The following is a 16503-nucleotide window of genomic DNA, read 5'->3' as shown; positions in this document are numbered from 1 at the left end:
TCTTGCTTTAAAGTATATTCAATGTGTAATCCCTGCCAGCCAGCACGGCAGGTTGGGATTTTCTCTACCTATTGCGGATTAATCCGTTGGCATAGGGATCTGTCCCGGTAAAGAAAATGCCACGGAAAGGACTACACAATGGAAAGTTGCTCATAGCCTGGCTAAATACAACCTCCTCATTTGCTAACTTGTTCAAGGTCGGGTATTTAACGGATCGGATGTACCATGGATGTGTTTTGTATTATCCCCCTGCGACCAGCAAACTGGACTAAACTGTCGGTATGCCTGAAGATAAAGTTCCGACATTCTCCTGGCTATATTTTGTATAATTATTTTACGTGTATGTCTAATTTCTGCAATACAGAGGCAATAACAGAAGTTACAGATACATCCCGAAACGCATCCGGTATTTTTGCCGCATCATATTTAATTCATGTGTAAATATTTAAATATCCTTTATCATTGGCATATTATGGTCACTTTAAATAAATTAAGTAAAATTACATACAATGCCGACAATCCCTTTGGGTATTTCGATATGCAAAAATAATATATCTTTTATATGTGCAATCATGGCATGGTGGCGTGCCTTATTACTCCCTTTAATAATTCCTTTTCTTTAATACGGGTTAATTTTACCATGTAACGATATTTAGATTGTACTCCACTAACCTTAATCACAGTAGTCAAGAGAGATTACGAGGGAATGCCGATATAAAAAATCTTACATCGCAGATTTTTCGGAATGCTTAGATATTCTTAATGAAATTTACATTTTTGCAAAGTCAAACGACAAAAATAAGATAAGTTCTATGGTGTTATTTTATTTGTTGGTCAATAATACGGCTTAAACTATTGAACTATAATCGCACATGGTGTAAATTAGGGGTAACAGTATTAAACCTAATATTATTATCATGAAGAAGTCAGTATTAATTGTTTTTCTAACATTCTCTTTTTTGTTGACTGGATGCGATTTGATCAATAAAATAAAGGAACTCATTGGTGTTACAGTGCCCAATGCCACGGAACAGGCTATTGCTGTTCTTGATCGGGGGATCAATGAATTAGGGGCGGCTTCGGCTGATTGGCAAGATATCATGAACAAGGTGATATCTGATTTGCCCGACGAAATACAATCCACCATCAAGAACGAAGTTTCTAACCTGCTTCAGCGCGGTATCGCAGCTGCAGGAACAGAATTTCGTTGTAATGTTGATTTTCTGCGACATCGCATGAGGCAAGGTCTTCAACGGATTAAATCAAAAATGTTGGGGACGGAATTGCCACCCGTCGAACCACAACTTTGTCAGGTAGTACCTTCAGCAGTTGATATGTCACTGCCACAAAACCGTCGTAACAAAATTGAATTTTTTGGATACGATTTTGACATGACCAACGTGCAGGTTTTTCTGGTTAGCGGATCAAGTGAAATTAATATCACTAACCATTTGGATATGCCAACGCATTATGCTATGACGTTGAATCTTGGATCGTCAGGCGTACCATTAAACGCGCAAAGCAAACGAATAATCTTAAGATGGAATGGACGAAATATATCAACCATGGCCGTGATACAGCCTGCACCTGATATATGCGAAAGCAAGTTTGATAATTTTACGGTCTCCAATATATCCGTAATGCCACTTCATGCCACCATGCCGGGTAAGAGTAGGGGAGATAAGGAATTTGATGGGCATGGCCCACGCATGTATTGTTCTGTCAGTATATTAAACGAATCAACTCACCTGAGAGCTAGAATTTATGTCACTGCCAGCGAAACCAGAAGTGACTGGACCTATGGTAAAAGAGAACGTTATTTTACAATATATACCGCCGATCCGGGATTCAATATCGAAAAAGTAATCAGCAGTACATTTGCTTCTTATTCTTATACGGATAATGATCATGCTTTGGATGTTTTTGCCGGAAGCGGACCCGTCCAAAAATTTATATTCAATGGGGATGGTTCCGGAAACGATATCGGCAGAAATACAAAAGTGGAAATTCAGTTTAACACGTTTAGGGTGCAACTAAAGGAAACAGGCGATTGTGTTTCGACGGCCACTATCAGAACCTTGGAATTGGAAGGAAACATAAGTACAACTTTAATGGACAAAGTTAAAGCAACTCCTCAACTTAATTTTGTGGCGCCTGGCGAAGTGGGGGAAATGGAAGTAAGAAGCATTATGCTGCCTGACTCCATAAGTCAGTAGAACATTAACTACGAATGTGTTGATAGCAATTTGACGTGCAAAATAATTGCACGGTAAATACGAAACGTGGAAGTTCGCTGAATTTCCACGTTTGTATTTTCACATAGAATAAATATGGTTACGGTTGTTTATCCCAAAACAATAACTCATAATTTGTGCATTTGGTTAGAGAGAATATAGACATCAATGATTTTACAGTTCTTTTGAAAATCGAGCACTCCCTGGAGGTTTCAGTTGACAATTGTCTCCTTTGATGAGCCTGTAAATTGGAGTAGCCTTTTTGTGAATCATCAGGAAATGTTGACCTGACGGTAAAATTGGGAATGCACTTTTTCCAACAATTGGGGTTTGATCAGTTATTTGCACTAATAATCAGATTGAAAGCAAATAATTATTCCAAGATCTTTGGTTTTCTGCTTTTCGATTAAAAACCTATTTTTGCAGCTTAAAAATACCCAATTAATCATGAACAGTACATCAAAAACAGTAATTGGAACACCATTATCTCCTACAGCGACAAAAGTTATCATGTTAGGTTCCGGAGAATTGGGCAAAGAAGTAGTCATCGAGTTTCAGCGATATGGCGTTGAGGTGATAGCTATCGATAAATATAGAAATGCCCCGGCCATGCAGGTGGCTCACCGTAGTTATGAGGTTTCCATGCTGGATGGAGCGACACTGGCTAAAATTATTCGCCAAGAAAAACCCGATTACATCATTCCCGAGGTAGAGGCCATTGCAACGGATACTTTGTTGGAACTCGAAAAGGAGGGTTTTAATGTGATTCCCACCGCTAACGCCACCAAACTGACCATGAACCGTGAAGGCATTAGGACTTTGGCTGCCCAAGAACTAGGGTTGAAAACCTCACCCTACAAGTTCGCCGGAACCAAAGAAGAATTTGATGCAGCCGTAGCGGAAATCGGTTATCCCTGTGTGATCAAGCCTATCATGAGCTCATCGGGCAAAGGACAAAGTGTGGTGAAAAGCGAAGCAGACATTGATTATGCCTGGAACTATGCACTTGAAGGTGCTCGCGGAAACAGCGATCGGGTGATTATTGAAGGATTTGTGGATTTTGATTACGAGATAACTTTATTAACCATCAGCCATGTGGAAGGCGTTTCGTTCTGCGCTCCTATCGGTCATCGCCAGGAAGGAGGCGATTACCAGGAATCGTGGCAACCACAGTCCATGAGCGAGAAAGCTTTGGCAGATTCGCAATATATTGCCGAGAAAGTGGTGAAAGCTTTAGGCGGAAGAGGTTTGTTTGGTGTGGAGTTTTTCGTAAAAGGAGATACCGTTTATTTCAGCGAGCTTTCTCCTCGTCCGCATGATACCGGGATGGTAACCATGATATCGCAGGATTTAAGCGAATTTGCTTTGCATGTTAGAGCCGTGCTGGGTTTGCCCATTCCCAACATTGTTCAGCATGCACCGGCAGCCAGTAGTGTAATTATGGTAGAGGGGAACTCAAATCAGGTTACTTATTCAGGATTGGAGCAAGCATTGATTGAACCCGATACGCAAGTTCGGTTGTTTGGAAAACCTGAAGTACAAGGTGAACGAAGAATGGGTGTGTGCTTGGCAAGGGGAGCTTCGGTTGAAGAGGCCAGGGAAAAAGCGAATAAGGCGAGTAGGGCGATTAAGGTAAACCTATAGTCCCTGGTCTTGCGATAACGATCAATAGTGAAAAGCTTATAATTCAAAAGAAATGTTTTTATAGCTTTCCCATAGTCCTGTGCTTTAACCTTTTCCAAAGTTCAATACTTTGGGAAAGGTGGTAGTTTTTCCAACCCAAAATGTTTCAACACCCGCAAAGCCCTCAGTGTGTTCCACCTGCTTGCTTGCCCTGCTTTTTCCATCTCAATATGTATTTGGCCTGGGTGGGCCGCCTGGAGGTTCCAGCGGCCATCTTTTCTTCTCTTATTCAGGATAACATGTACAGCTGCCTCCATCCTGTCGTCCCACTTTCTTCCTGCATATCGAAAATAATCCAGTGCGCGTAAAATATCATACTTCCACCTGCTGGGATAGGGCATTCTCAAAAACTCTTTTCGGATTATTTCTCCGGTTCTATCTGACAGGAATAATTGATGAAGCAAAATAAACTCCTCCGCACTTTCACTTGCTTTCTGCAGATCTGTTATCCGATAGTTATATCCTGCTTTTAAAAATTCTATTATCCCTTCCAATACAGAAAGGGTGGTGTGCAAAGAACTATGCTTGGCACCACTTCTTGTTGTTCTGCAATTAAATCCTCCATCGGGCATAATTTCATTCAGAATGCTATCAACAACCGAGTATAATTTCTGTTCTTCGGTTTTAAAGTACGAAGCATAATTCAAAAACATAGCATTGACACATACATCGCTATGCTCAAATGTTGACGAACCCAGCTGAATACCGCCATCTTTTGATTTATGAGAACCCACTACCAAATCAATAGTTTCCTTAACAGCAAAATGATCAGGACAAAGATTTAGGTTGCGAAGGTCTAATAACGTGTAATGGGTAGAAATCCATTTGGGTTGATAAAACCCCATTCCCCAATGGCCGTTTGTATTTCGGTTTGATAAAAAACGTTTGCCCCAGCCTTCTTTGGCTATCCTCTGTTGAAGTTCCTTTTTGGTTTTTTCCAATAAATCACGGTGAACCTGGTACTGTATCGAAACATCACCAGCAAGCAACCACGTTATGATTTCTTGTTTGTTCATTGTTTATTTCAGCAAGCTATAAATTTAAATATCCTCTTCATTAAATCCTAATTCGTTATCCAAATGTTTTTTGAGATCCATTCTGACTCTTATGGCTTGTTAAACCCGGATTATGCATTAGAACTTCGTCGTGAACATTGAAAGTACAATCTTACTAGGTTTTCATCGTTATGGTGAGTTGAAGTGAAGCAGCGGAGTGTCTTGTTTTGAAACAATTTCAATGTGTAATAGATTTTCTAATACATATTGCGGGTTAAATGCAAAAGAGTAATTCAAAATAACGTATAGTTATGGTATATCTAATTAACCCGGAATATATTAGAGATACGTAATGAGCATTTAAAAAACCATAAAATAAGGAGTTGCTGAAACAAATCATAGCACCGCCCTGTGAGTTGAGGCAACTTAGTGAAATTCCTTGTTTTGAAGTAGTTTACTTGCGTAAAAGAATTTCGAATGCATATTGCGGGTTTAATACATTCCCTAACAACAGCTGCATATATCTTTATGCGGACCTTACAAAGTTGCACGAGGAATGGTTAAAACTGACGAGAGAGGCTCGATATGGCACAAAGGCTAAAAATACCACAAGAGCTGGTAACAACCTCTGGGAAAAGTAATATCAAGGTGTTTCCATTGTGTTGTATTTATTCGTAAATTTATATAGCATTCGTGTGCACAATATTGTACAACTTAAACAATTCGTTATGCCGGCATATCCTCAGTTAGATCAAATTGCCATCACGGTACGAGCGCATAGGGTACTTAAACAATTACTTCAGGAAAACCCTAAGCTGGATGAGATTATGCGGAATGCCCGCAATGAGACAGAAGCATTGATTGGCGTCCGGAATTGGATTGTTGCAGACTTTCGTAAAAGATCCGAAGCCTATCAATTTTATAAATATGAAGCACATGGCCGGGAGGTGTTCGATAAATTGGATTGGCAGGATTTTGCCACCATACGCTTGTTGGACTATATCGATAATGCCGGTAAGGAATATGAAGATTTAAACCTGAGAGGAGAAATTGCCGTCAGCAATCCCATAAAAATGATTTGGCTGGCTGTAACATATGGCAACGGAGGGGCAAAGCCTGCATTCTTCAAAGACATGCTTTATCTGTTTCGGCAATATAGGGGAGAGTATACTTGCCAAATGCCTTCAAAGGAAAAAATAGAGGAATGGATGGACAGGTATCCATCCGGCATGGATCCGCGTATTGTAAAACTGAGGGAAGAAAACCGAGAAAGGATTATAAATATCCTGATCGATAAAATGGACAAGGGAGAGATTACCGATTTAAAATATTTTTTTGAAGAAGGAATGTCCCATGAACAAAAGTTCCTAAAAGTGCTGGACTGGTGGGAAGATCATATGTTTCACCTCAGGTTTGCTGTCCGCTCCCCACAATTGCTCAATGAAATGCTGGGGAACTCGTTGGATCCGGATACCATGAAAATCCTGTACGAAGCCGAAGAGGCAGGCATACCGTTTTTTGTCAACCCTTATTACCTATCGCTTTTGCATGTGCGGGTACCGTATTTTGCGATAGGTTCCGATCTGGCTATTCGTTACTATGTTCTTTACAGTAAGCAGCTCGTGGAGGAGTTCGGAAATATTAAGGCCTGGGAAAAGGAAGATATTGTTAAGCCCGGCAAACCCAATGCAGCGGGTTGGATACTCCCCACCCATCATATTGTGCACCGACGTTATCCGGAGGTGGCTATTTTTATTCCGTCCACCATGGGGCGAGCTTGCGGTGGTCTTTGTGCATCCTGCCAAAGGATGTACGATTTCCAGAACGGCCATTTAAACTTTAACCTGGACAAGCTTAAACCTAAAGAAACCTGGGAAGAGCGGATGAAAAGTATCATGCGATATTGGGAAAATGACACCCAGCTCCGCGATATTCTTATCACCGGAGGTGATGCTTTTATGAGCAGTGATCATTCGTTAAAGAAAATTCTGGATGCTGTTTACGAGATGGCACGGAATAAAAAAACGGACAATGAAAAAAGAGCAGATGGTGAAAAGCATGCCGAGATGGTCCGGGTAAGGTTGGGAACAAGATTGCCGGTGTATCTTCCTCAACGGATAACTCCGGAGCTTATTACCATACTAAAAGAATTTAAAACCAGGGCATCTGAAATTGGCGTGAAGCAATTTCTTATCCAAACCCACATTGAGTCGCCCCTGGAAATTACTCCGGAGGTGGCTGTGGCTGTGAAGAAGCTCATTTTTGCCGGTTGGACGGTGACCAACCAGCATGTTTTTACATCGGCATCGTCGCGCAGGGGGCATACCAATAAGTTGAGGCAGTGCTTGAATGATATAGGAATTCTTACCTACTACACTTTCTCGGTTAAAGGTTACATGGAGAATAGTTTCAACTTTGCCACCAATGCCCGCGCCGTTCAGGAGCAAGTGGAAGAAAAACCTATGGGTAAAATAGCTGAAGAATATCACGATAGCATAAAGGAATTTCCCATGAATGCCGAAGAAATGGTTGACAACATTAATAAACTGCGAAAAGAAGCGGGCATCCCATTCCTGGCCACAGACCGCAATGTATTGAATCTTCCCGGTGTAGGGAAAAGTATGACATACAGGGTGATTGGTATTACAAGGTATGGTAGGCGCATATTGGAATTCGATCATGACGGTAACCGAAACCACAGCCCCATTATACACAAAATGGGTAAGGTGGTTATTATAGAATCCAAATCTATAAGCGAATATTTAAATCAGCTGGAAGAAATTGGAGAGGACATTTCAGAGTACGAAAGCATCTGGGGCTATTCCATTGGTGAAACCGAACCCCGGCTTTCTGTTTACGAATATCCTGACTATGATTTTAAAGTGGTGGATGAAATGACGAATTTGAAGATTCCGGAGTAGGTTGTTTGTGGAAATATGTCGCTATATATTGCAACTCGTGCGTGATATATTTTCGCTATGTTTAAACAAATGACTTTGATGGAATAAAATATCGCAAAATTCACATTGTAAGGGGTTGCTCCATAATTCAGGGGCAGCTATATTTTTAACAGATATTAGAGAAGATTGTTGATGCCAATGCAGCTTGCGATAATGAAGGGTATATAAGGAAAAGTGCAATTAAAAATAAATGAGATGCACCTATTCGCAAAGGAGCATATGAAGATAAATGAAGACAATCAGGTAACAATGGAAAAGATAAAAAAGATTGGAGTGTTCTCCTTCGGGAGATTCCATGCGGTATTAGGGGGGCATATTGGACTAGTTTGCGGAGTTCTTTATTCTTTTGGTGGACTAATCGTCGATGTGCTTGTAACTATGAATTGGATGGTCTCAACAGAAACACCTGGGTTAAGTTTCGGCACCGTCCTGGCATTCGGCGCACTTATTGGAATGCCTTTACTTTTTTCAGCTGCCGGTTTTATATGGGGAATGATTGGGGCCGTATTGTATAACATATCCGTAAAATGGTTTGGCGGAATCAATTTGCACTTTGAATAAGAAAAACGAGGTTTATCAAAACATCATTGAAAAATGAAAATCGGAATGTGATAAGGAATTACAGTATAAAAGACCCTATAAGGTACTGTGACAAATGGAAAAACAGAAAATGAAACGCGCCCTGAAAATTCTCTGCCAGTGGCGAAACATGCTAATTGAGTTCTATCGAATACGTTCGAAACGTAAAATTATCCGAGATCTGTCATTCGGAATATGAAAAATCCTTATTGTCAGCAGGCATCAGCCGTATCGAGAGAATACCGGTTTAGAAAATCTTACATTGCTATGTTTAACCCGGATTATGTATTGGAGGTTCGTCATGAGCATTGCAAGGACAATAAAACAAGGCATTACTGAAACGAGGATAGCATCGTTCTGGTGAGCTGAAGTGATGTAACGAAGTGTCTTGTTTTAAAGTAATTTCAATGTGTAATAGAATTTCTAATGCATATTGCGGGTTTAAGTAATGTTTAAATTTTAATCATCGAATTGGCATTTACATGAAGTATAATGACAATTTGGGGATTATGATGAGATGAAAGCACTGTTGATTATTATATTCCGTATTTTTTAGGGTCAAAAAAGTTTACCCGGGCTAAATAAATATACTGAAGCTAAAGGGTATGAACAGGATACCCCGGTTATTGAAATTTCTAATAGTCAAATTAGAAAATCTTGTACATAAAAGAAATAGGAACCAAATGAAATCATGACGTAATCATTTAGTAAATGGCGATAAGGCTTATTGTTTCAATGCCGCTTTGGTAAAAATATACTCCGGTATTTCCTGGTTGAACTTAATGCTATTTATCTGTATTTCTGTTCCGTCACCATTTTTCAACATGTCCTTGTATTTGATTTTCATGGGATACCATTTTTCCTGTACTTTCTGTAAATCACCAAGGGTGGTGCTTTTTAACAGTTGACCGCTTTTGGCAAATAATTCTTCTCGCAAGGGCACGTAATGTTGGGCATCTACCCATATTTTTCTGGAGTGGTATGCAACATCTTCAATACTGGCAGTAAGTTTCAGTACAAAAGTTTTCCTTCCGTCGTTTTCCTCTGTTGCTATAATTTCCGCATTGTATATCTCCGTCAGTTTGCGGTTGTCCATCATGTCTTCGTACGAAAAGTCTGATCCCATAACCGATTGGCGCAGCATATGACCAGATATTTGTATGATTCTGTCGGTAGAAGGGGAGTAGATCCAAAGCCTGTCTTCAAGTTTTAGCATTTTAGTCCCCATTTCACGTGCAGGTGAAAGATATTCTGTAAAAGATTTTTTATCACCTACCGAATAGGTTCTGGAAGTCAGCGTGCGACTGATGCGCCTTCCGTGAATGGTCATCGATGATTCGACTACCCGGTTTTCGGCCGACATGTTTAAATCTACCTTCTGCAGGATTTCATTGGCCGTTTGCGCTTTAATGCTTGCGCTTGCCAGTAACCCTAACAATAATACGGTTGCTTTCATGCGTTTGTTTTATTTGTCGTAACATGCTATTTTCAATCTGATCAATCTCGTCTGACTATGCCCGTTAAACTTCCAGTTCCTTAAACAATTGTGCTGTGTTGCGCTTGTAAATGGCCAGTCCGGCCAGAGCGTTGCCAAGTGTCATGGCAATTAAGCCGGGAAGGAAGCCGATATAAAATAACTCCGGACTTACCTTAGCTCTATATACCGTAGGCATCATCATGGTGAGGTCTTTTGTTAAGGCGCTAAAATCGATACCGTTTTCTTGCAGGTAGTAGGATGCTACCAGACCCAGTAATGTTCCCAGGATAGATCCGGCCAAACCAATGATAATAGCTTCGTAAACCATAGTTAGGTAGATTTGTCCTTTTTCTTCGCCCAAGGCAAGTCTTACACCATATTCGCTATAGCGGCGCAAGCCTCCAAGTAAACCGGTATTCCACAACACCACCGACATGGCGCCAACAAAAATAACGATCATCATGGTGCTCATCCTTTTGGCCATCGGTAAATATTCTTTCATGCCGCCCATTTCACTGAGTTTAAACATCTGCGGGGAAAATTCGTCTTCAACTAATGAAAACTTACGATTGAATGTGGTCTTTACCGAATCGGCTCTGGCATCGTCGTAGCCACCTTGTGTAAAATAACCCAGTATCTCACTTGTGGCATCCTCCATGTCAAGGGCAAGGCGGGCATCCCGGATGTCGACGATTATAGCTCCTCGGTCCAGCATGGTATTACCGAAGCTTACCGTACCGGATAGCGTGAAGGTTTTCAGCATCATGCTGCCATTCATGGTGGTACCAAAAATACTTATATCATCCCCTATATTTACGCCGAATTTATCAGCAAAGTCATTGCTGATAAGCGCTTCTCCCTGTTTTGTTGGCAATGAGCCTTTCACTAAAGCATTGGTAATGTTCATCCTTTGCACTTCGTTGGTGCCGGGAGAAAGCATGTCGATGGCCTTTCCTGCGGCCGGCCCTTGTGCCCTTGTTTCGCCATTTTGATCGGGTACATCCAACAAACCACCAAAATGTATCCTGTTCACCCATTCCATATTGGTATAGTCGTTTTTGAGTTGCGCCGTTAATTGCTCCACATTCATCAAAGCCAGGTCGTTGGGCAGTTGGTTCTTGTTCTCGGCAAACGAACGCGTCATGATTTTAACATGGCCGGTGGTGAAATTGGCATTTAGGTCAATCATATCTCCAAATACCCCACCTATCCATCCACTCATAAAAACGGTGAGGAATACGCCAAGTGAAACTACTATAATAGGCAATACACTTCGGCTTTTGTCTCTTACTACTCCTTTTAAAATAAATCGTATCATCATCCTGTTCTTTACGCAATTTTCCCTTTTAAAGCATCTGTTGGGTTCATTTTGGAAATCTTTTTGGCCGGAATATAACTGACTATTGTTGCAGCTATCACCACCAGGATTAGGGTGCCGATGATAAGCCCCAGGCTGTAGTATGGATATATGGTGTCAGCAATGGTAAGGCCCATGTCTTGCGAACCAAAGGAAATTCCTTTGGTGTTTATATACATAAAAAGGGGGATGCCGTAAATTGCACCTGCCATAGCGGCCAGAATACTATGTGCTGCGCCTTCCACGGTAAATATTCCCACCACCTGCGCGCGGGTCATTCCCAATGCTATATGGGTGCCTATTTCTTTTTGTCTGCGGAAAATGGAAAGCACTTGTGTGTCGAAAATGGCCAGGAGGGCAATGGTCAGCAATACAGCCTGTAATATGGTTCCTCCCGCTTTTTTCGATTTGATAAGTTTGTCGAAATCGGCAAGTAGTTCATCTGGATCTTTAAATAACCAGCCTGTTATATCGCCACCTTCGTACTTTTCGCCGACTACCAGCAGTGTTGCTTCGTTTGTGAGGTCGGTCATTTTTTGCAATACTCCCAATTGGATATATATCTGGCCATGGTCAATCGAAGGAACATTGCACTGAAAGACAGACGCAATATATATCTCGCGGGCATCAAAGGTTCCGTTTTTGTCGCGCCATCGAACCAATACCTTGTCGCCCGCTTTTAACTTTGTGTTTTCTGCCATCCTTTTGCCTATAATGGCGGAATACTCATCCTGCACATTGTATAAATCGGCAGTAGGTAATTTGAGGATTTGTTGGAAGGGCTCTACACCCTTCAGAACAATGCTTTGTAACCGTCCCTGAGGATATATAGTGGCCTGTGAAATTAATACGGGAGTAACCTTGCGCTCTTTTATTAGGCTATTGACTTCTTCCGACAGAAGTGCATGGGATTCTTTAATGGTATAAGGGTCGTATTTATCATACCCCGGGTGCCAGAACTGTCCCTGCCCGATTTCCCAGTCTTGGGTGTCGTTCCTTCCCTGCCTGTTCCACCCGTCGATCATACCGTTGTAAAATATGATAAGCACAAAGGCAAAGGATAATACCGATACGTTGAGAAAGGTTCGGAGTCCGGCACCCATCAAATTTTTATATGCCAGTTTTAGTGCGATCATAATGCTGGTTTTTAGGAGTTGGTTTCGTCACTAACAACTTTACCGTCTTCCAGGGTAATAATCCTGTTAAGATATTTCATCACCTTTTCGTCGTGCGTGGCAAAAAGGAAGGTCACGTCCAGTTCTTCGTTCAACCGTTTCATGGTTTGCAAAATATGGTGAGAGTTTTTTGAGTCGAGATTTGCAGTCGGTTCATCGGCCAACACAATCTCAGGCTTTTTTACCATGGACCTGGCAATAGCTACCCGTTGGCATTCTCCCCCGGAAAGCATGTTGGGTGTTGACAATGCTTTGTCGGTCAGACCGACCCACTCCAAGGCTTCCAATACCGCTTTTTTTCTTTCCGATTTCGATTTCTTTTGCAGAAGAAGTGAGTACTCAACATTTTCGAATACCGTATAAACCGGTAATAGGTTATATGTTTGAAATATAAAACCAATATGTTGGTTGCGCAATCCAGCCGACTGTTTATGACTTAGATCGGAAACGGATTTGTTCATAACAATAGCACTGCCACTAGTTGGTATGTCAAGCGAGCCTATGATGTTTAACAGGGTTGTTTTGCCCGAACCGCTTGGACCTACCAGACCGGCAAACTCGCCCTTGCCAAAGTTTAGGTCGATGTTATTGAGTGCGGTAAAGTATCCTTTGCCTACCGGAAATTTTTTTACCAATGCATTTATTTTAATTATATCCATCTTATTGACTATGTGCATTAACAATAATTCTTCTCGTTAATGGTTAAAAGCAAACAATAATTGTATGCCAGCCCCGCCCAGTATATTTTCTTCTGAGCTCGTAACTGGTAGCATGCTGTCTATAGGATTCCAATAACCCATAATGTAAAGCGATGTTTTGTTAAATTCCTTTTGCCAGTTTACAAATCTGTATGCCGACTTGTTATGCCAATCGAAATAGGTAATAAAAGTTAATTTGTCGAACATGCCGATGGGATAGGATAGGGTAAGAGCGGAAAAGTTTGTAGCGTCTCGAAAGGAAAAAGCTTTTTCGTCATTGGCGATAACCATGTGTTCCGCGATTATGCTTAACCCTGACCCAATGCCAAATGTATAATCCGTTCCGGCGGTGAATATTTCGCGGTTGCTATATTTTCCGAGGTTTTCTCCCTTGTTTACCCAAACGCCTTCAATCCATACTCCGATTACTTTATCCCATCTCGCATCGAGTCCTATTCTGTTTTCAGGGATAACATCATATTCAGGTATTGTATTGTTCAAATTTCTTGAATCGGCCATTCTGTGATGGAACGACAATCCAGCCTCACCCGATGAAACGGGGTACTGAACCCTTCCTCCGAACTCAGGGTAACCTTTCTTCGTCGTTAAAAATTCTATACCTTTTACGCTATGGTTACTATACAAACACCAGAGCCATATATTGGTGTTGTTGAGGAAATAATAACGGCCTAAAACTCCCCATACCCCGTTAGTGAGTAGTAAAGGGTCGCGGGGATCAACCTGGTCGAACCATCGTAAAGGCCTGAGCATGGTAGCCGACCCAAAGTTTATCTTCTGCAAACCGATGCGTACTTCTAACTGTTTGGAGGAATATCTTCCCCAGGCTCTGTATGTCCTTATCCCGCCATGGGTAGAGATAGAATCTATTGAACGATAACCAATATTGCCAAAAATATTCGCCGAGACTTCAAAATCAATTTTGTTGTTTTTGTTTAAAGAAATAGCATAGTTTAACTGAGGAATGTATCTACTACCTGCAAGAAGGGGGACGGGGTTGTCGGGATTGTAAAGCGTCCAGGCCGAAAATTGACCGTTGTGTTCGGGCATGTTTTTCGGAATCTGTTCTGTGTTCTGTGCTTCTGCGCTGATTACCAGAGTAAGAACCACCCACCCAATAAGTCTGCATTTTAACATTTTGTTTGCATAATGTCGTAAAACATAAAGTTTATAGGTGCTGTAACAAGGTAATCAAGGCTATTGTAACCTGATACAAATTGTACGTCTTTTATCATTTGAATCATCTGGTACGTGCAATATATGATGAATTCGATTTTTTATTTTTTTATTAGTTGTTCTTTCGAATATCAATAAATCAGTAAATAATTTAAAGGCGGTTGGCTGTTGTTTTTTCGATGGATTGTTGTAAACCAGTTGTTGGGTTTTTATTAAATATACGAATTAAATATAAGATGGCAAAGACTGTAAACACATGGTTAGGGGTATTGGTTTTTACGCTCGCTTTTTTGTTATTTGTCCTTCCCTCACCCTTAAATTCCCTTCTAATGAGAACCGTGCACATGCTCTCTTTTGGGAGAGACGGAGGTGTGGGGTGGGAATAATGTTTTAAAAGCGAATTCCCTGAAATCACGCTTGTACCTTTATAAGGTTGTATTTTCTTATTGACTTTTGTGTTTTAATAGTCTAAATTTAGGTGACTATTAATTTAAACCATAAATGATATGAAGAAAATTGTATTTTATCTGATGGCAGGTATTTTAATGGCGGCCTGTACCGAACAAATTGTAGATGAGGAAATAACCCTGGATGACCAAAGTATTAGTCTCAAAAGCGCAAAAAACAATGTAACCTATACGGCAGATGCTTTTTTAATATTATCAGATGATATGTCTGATGCAATGGAGGATGATATTATGAAAGCGAATGGAAAGATCAAACGGAAGCATCCTGAAATTGGGATGTATCTTGTTGAATCAGATGATTTAAGTTTTACAAAGAATGCTAAAAAAATAAAAGGGGTTAAATATGTTTTGCCCGATGTGCAATTGCAATGGTTAGAACCCAACAAATCTGACGAGCTGCAGTTTGTTCCCATGCATTTGGGATCAAACGAAATTTATTACGGTTACCAGTGGAGTATGGATGCCATCGATGCACCAGGTGCCTGGGATAAAGGATATACAGGAGAAGGGGTCCGGGTGTTTATACTTGACAGTGGAATTGATGCCGAACATCCGGATTTGGCACCTAACTTAAACACGGATCTGTCAATATCATTTGTTGCCGGAGAGGATTACAATATTCAGCCGGGTTTTTATTTTAACCACGGAACCCATGTGGCAGGAACTGTTGCTGCAGCGGATGGGCCCGATTTGGGAGGTGTTGATTTTGGTGTAGTTGGTGTAGCTCCTAATGCCGAGATTGTGGCCGTAAAGGTGCTCTCGGAATACACAGGGTCCGGAGGGTTTTCGGGTATCTACTCAGGGATAATTTATGCGGCCAACAACGGGGCTGATGTTATTAATATGAGTTTGGGTTCTCAACTTCCAAGAAATGGTTTTGATGTGGAATTGCCCGACGGAACCATAGTTGAAGTTAAAGCCAATGAAGTGGCCGCCTATATTAATGCGTACCAAAAGGCCATTACGTATGCTTATCAAAAAGGTGTATTGGTGGTAACTTCTGCCGGTAACGATGCTATCGATGCCAACCATACAGGTAATTTGGTGATTCTACCTGCAAGCTTAAATCACTTGTTGGCCATTTCCGCTACCGGTCCTTATGGAATCGCTTTTGATCCGAATACCGATCCTGATATACCAGCCAGTTACACAAATTATGGTCAGTCCTTGATAGATTTGGCTGCTCCCGGCGGCGATTTCGATTATCCCGGAGATTATTGGTGGTACGATATGGTGTTCAGTACCATCAGTAACGGTTGGGGGTTCTCCGCGGGAACCAGCATGGCCGCTCCGCATGTGGCCGGAACAGCTGCTTTAATTATAGAAAAATATGACGGAAATATTACACCAAGCCAAATCATATCAATCCTGAAGCAAACTTCAGATGACCTGGGTAAACCAGGTAAAGATGCATATTATGGGCATGGTAGAATCAATGCTTCCAATGCTGTTGAATAAATATTTTAATGAATAATTTAAAAGTCCATGTTGTTGTTGACATGGGCTTTTTTTATGGTTACAATTAAACCCGGATTATGTATTGGGGGTTCGTCATGAGCATTGCAAGTACAATAAAACAAGGCATTACTGAAACGAGGCATAACTTGTCCCGATTACTTTCCATAGCCGTTAACTTTAGCCATTAAAAATTAAATTAATTATTTCTGGATGCGTTTGTTTTTTC

At 41.1% G+C, this 16503-nt stretch carries 12 protein-coding genes; 5 read left to right on the top strand and 7 right to left on the bottom strand.

The annotated features are described in order from the left end of the window. Positions 1 to 64: 64 nt before the first annotated feature. Entirely contained in the window at positions 65 to 196 is a 132-nt protein-coding gene (locus ACRD64_RS01885; RefSeq protein ID WP_430931456.1) for a hypothetical protein, read from the bottom strand. Positions 197 to 917: 721 nt separating this feature from the next. Between ACRD64_RS01885 and ACRD64_RS01880 the strand changes: the two genes are divergently transcribed. Further along, the gene (locus ACRD64_RS01880; protein WP_430931455.1) at positions 918 to 2216 is read left to right on the top strand and encodes a hypothetical protein; all 1299 of its coding nucleotides are present in this window, start codon (positions 918 to 920) and stop codon (positions 2214 to 2216) included. 465 nt (positions 2217 to 2681) lie between these two features. Then, positions 2682 to 3878: a formate-dependent phosphoribosylglycinamide formyltransferase gene (gene purT / locus ACRD64_RS01875; protein ID WP_430931454.1), complete on the top strand. Its 1197-nt coding sequence runs from the start codon at positions 2682 to 2684 to the stop codon at positions 3876 to 3878. Between the two features lie 101 nt (positions 3879 to 3979). On the opposite strand, the gene ACRD64_RS01870 is transcribed toward purT, so the two are convergent. Continuing rightward, the gene (locus tag ACRD64_RS01870; protein ID WP_430931453.1) at positions 3980 to 4933 is read right to left on the bottom strand and encodes a hypothetical protein; all 954 of its coding nucleotides are present in this window, start codon (positions 4931 to 4933) and stop codon (positions 3980 to 3982) included. A gap of 707 nt (positions 4934 to 5640) precedes the next feature. Between ACRD64_RS01870 and ACRD64_RS01865 the strand changes: the two genes are divergently transcribed. Both ACRD64_RS01865 and ACRD64_RS01860 read left to right on the top strand, forming a co-directional pair. Then, positions 5641 to 7833: a KamA family radical SAM protein gene (locus tag ACRD64_RS01865; protein WP_430931452.1), complete on the top strand. Its 2193-nt coding sequence runs from the start codon at positions 5641 to 5643 to the stop codon at positions 7831 to 7833. Between the two features lie 234 nt (positions 7834 to 8067). Then, on the top strand, positions 8068 to 8433 hold the full coding sequence (locus tag ACRD64_RS01860) for a hypothetical protein (RefSeq protein ID WP_430931451.1): 366 nt from the start codon (positions 8068 to 8070) through the stop codon (positions 8431 to 8433). A gap of 742 nt (positions 8434 to 9175) precedes the next feature. On the opposite strand, the gene ACRD64_RS01855 is transcribed toward ACRD64_RS01860, so the two are convergent. The 5 genes from ACRD64_RS01855 to ACRD64_RS01835 form a co-directional block, all read right to left on the bottom strand. Further along, a complete protein-coding gene (locus ACRD64_RS01855) occupies positions 9176 to 9907 on the bottom strand; it encodes an outer membrane lipoprotein-sorting protein (RefSeq protein ID WP_430931450.1) in 732 nt (243 codons plus the stop codon). Between the two features lie 64 nt (positions 9908 to 9971). Then, positions 9972 to 11249: an ABC transporter permease gene (locus ACRD64_RS01850; RefSeq protein ID WP_430931449.1), complete on the bottom strand. Its 1278-nt coding sequence runs from the start codon at positions 11247 to 11249 to the stop codon at positions 9972 to 9974. Between the two features lie 8 nt (positions 11250 to 11257). Continuing rightward, entirely contained in the window at positions 11258 to 12421 is a 1164-nt protein-coding gene (locus ACRD64_RS01845) for an ABC transporter permease (RefSeq protein WP_430931448.1), read from the bottom strand. Positions 12422 to 12432: 11 nt separating this feature from the next. Beyond that, positions 12433 to 13119, bottom strand: coding sequence for an ABC transporter ATP-binding protein (locus ACRD64_RS01840; protein ID WP_430931447.1), 687 nt, complete (start codon positions 13117 to 13119; stop codon positions 12433 to 12435). Between the two features lie 36 nt (positions 13120 to 13155). Next, positions 13156 to 14313: a hypothetical protein gene (locus ACRD64_RS01835; protein WP_430931446.1), complete on the bottom strand. Its 1158-nt coding sequence runs from the start codon at positions 14311 to 14313 to the stop codon at positions 13156 to 13158. Between the two features lie 545 nt (positions 14314 to 14858). Here ACRD64_RS01835 and ACRD64_RS01830 point away from each other — a divergent pair. Next, on the top strand, positions 14859 to 16277 hold the full coding sequence (locus tag ACRD64_RS01830) for a S8 family peptidase (protein ID WP_430931445.1): 1419 nt from the start codon (positions 14859 to 14861) through the stop codon (positions 16275 to 16277). The last annotated feature ends 226 nt before the right edge of the window (positions 16278 to 16503 follow it).

The organism is Saccharicrinis sp. 156 (genome assembly GCF_050589685.1).
Taxonomy (GTDB): domain Bacteria; phylum Bacteroidota; class Bacteroidia; order Bacteroidales; family Marinilabiliaceae; genus Saccharicrinis.
This window is presented reverse-complemented; position numbering and strand designations above follow the sequence as displayed.

What these genes read in the sequence shown, in the direction of transcription:
- purT (WP_430931454.1), top strand. Translation starts at nt 2,682, where the DNA reads ATGAACAGTACATCAAAAACAGTAATTGGAACACCATTATCTCCTACA.
- ACRD64_RS01835 (WP_430931446.1), bottom strand. Translation starts at nt 14,313, where the DNA reads ATGTTAAAATGCAGACTTATTGGGTGGGTGGTTCTTACTCTGGTAATC.
- ACRD64_RS01850 (WP_430931449.1), bottom strand. Translation starts at nt 11,249, where the DNA reads ATGATGATACGATTTATTTTAAAAGGAGTAGTAAGAGACAAAAGCCGA.
- ACRD64_RS01855 (WP_430931450.1), bottom strand. Translation starts at nt 9,907, where the DNA reads ATGAAAGCAACCGTATTATTGTTAGGGTTACTGGCAAGCGCAAGCATT.
- ACRD64_RS01880 (WP_430931455.1), top strand. Translation starts at nt 918, where the DNA reads ATGAAGAAGTCAGTATTAATTGTTTTTCTAACATTCTCTTTTTTGTTG.
- ACRD64_RS01845 (WP_430931448.1), bottom strand. Translation starts at nt 12,421, where the DNA reads ATGATCGCACTAAAACTGGCATATAAAAATTTGATGGGTGCCGGACTC.
- ACRD64_RS01870 (WP_430931453.1), bottom strand. Translation starts at nt 4,933, where the DNA reads ATGAACAAACAAGAAATCATAACGTGGTTGCTTGCTGGTGATGTTTCG.
- ACRD64_RS01860 (WP_430931451.1), top strand. Translation starts at nt 8,068, where the DNA reads ATGCACCTATTCGCAAAGGAGCATATGAAGATAAATGAAGACAATCAG.
- ACRD64_RS01865 (WP_430931452.1), top strand. Translation starts at nt 5,641, where the DNA reads ATGCCGGCATATCCTCAGTTAGATCAAATTGCCATCACGGTACGAGCG.
- ACRD64_RS01840 (WP_430931447.1), bottom strand. Translation starts at nt 13,119, where the DNA reads ATGGATATAATTAAAATAAATGCATTGGTAAAAAAATTTCCGGTAGGC.
- ACRD64_RS01830 (WP_430931445.1), top strand. Translation starts at nt 14,859, where the DNA reads ATGAAGAAAATTGTATTTTATCTGATGGCAGGTATTTTAATGGCGGCC.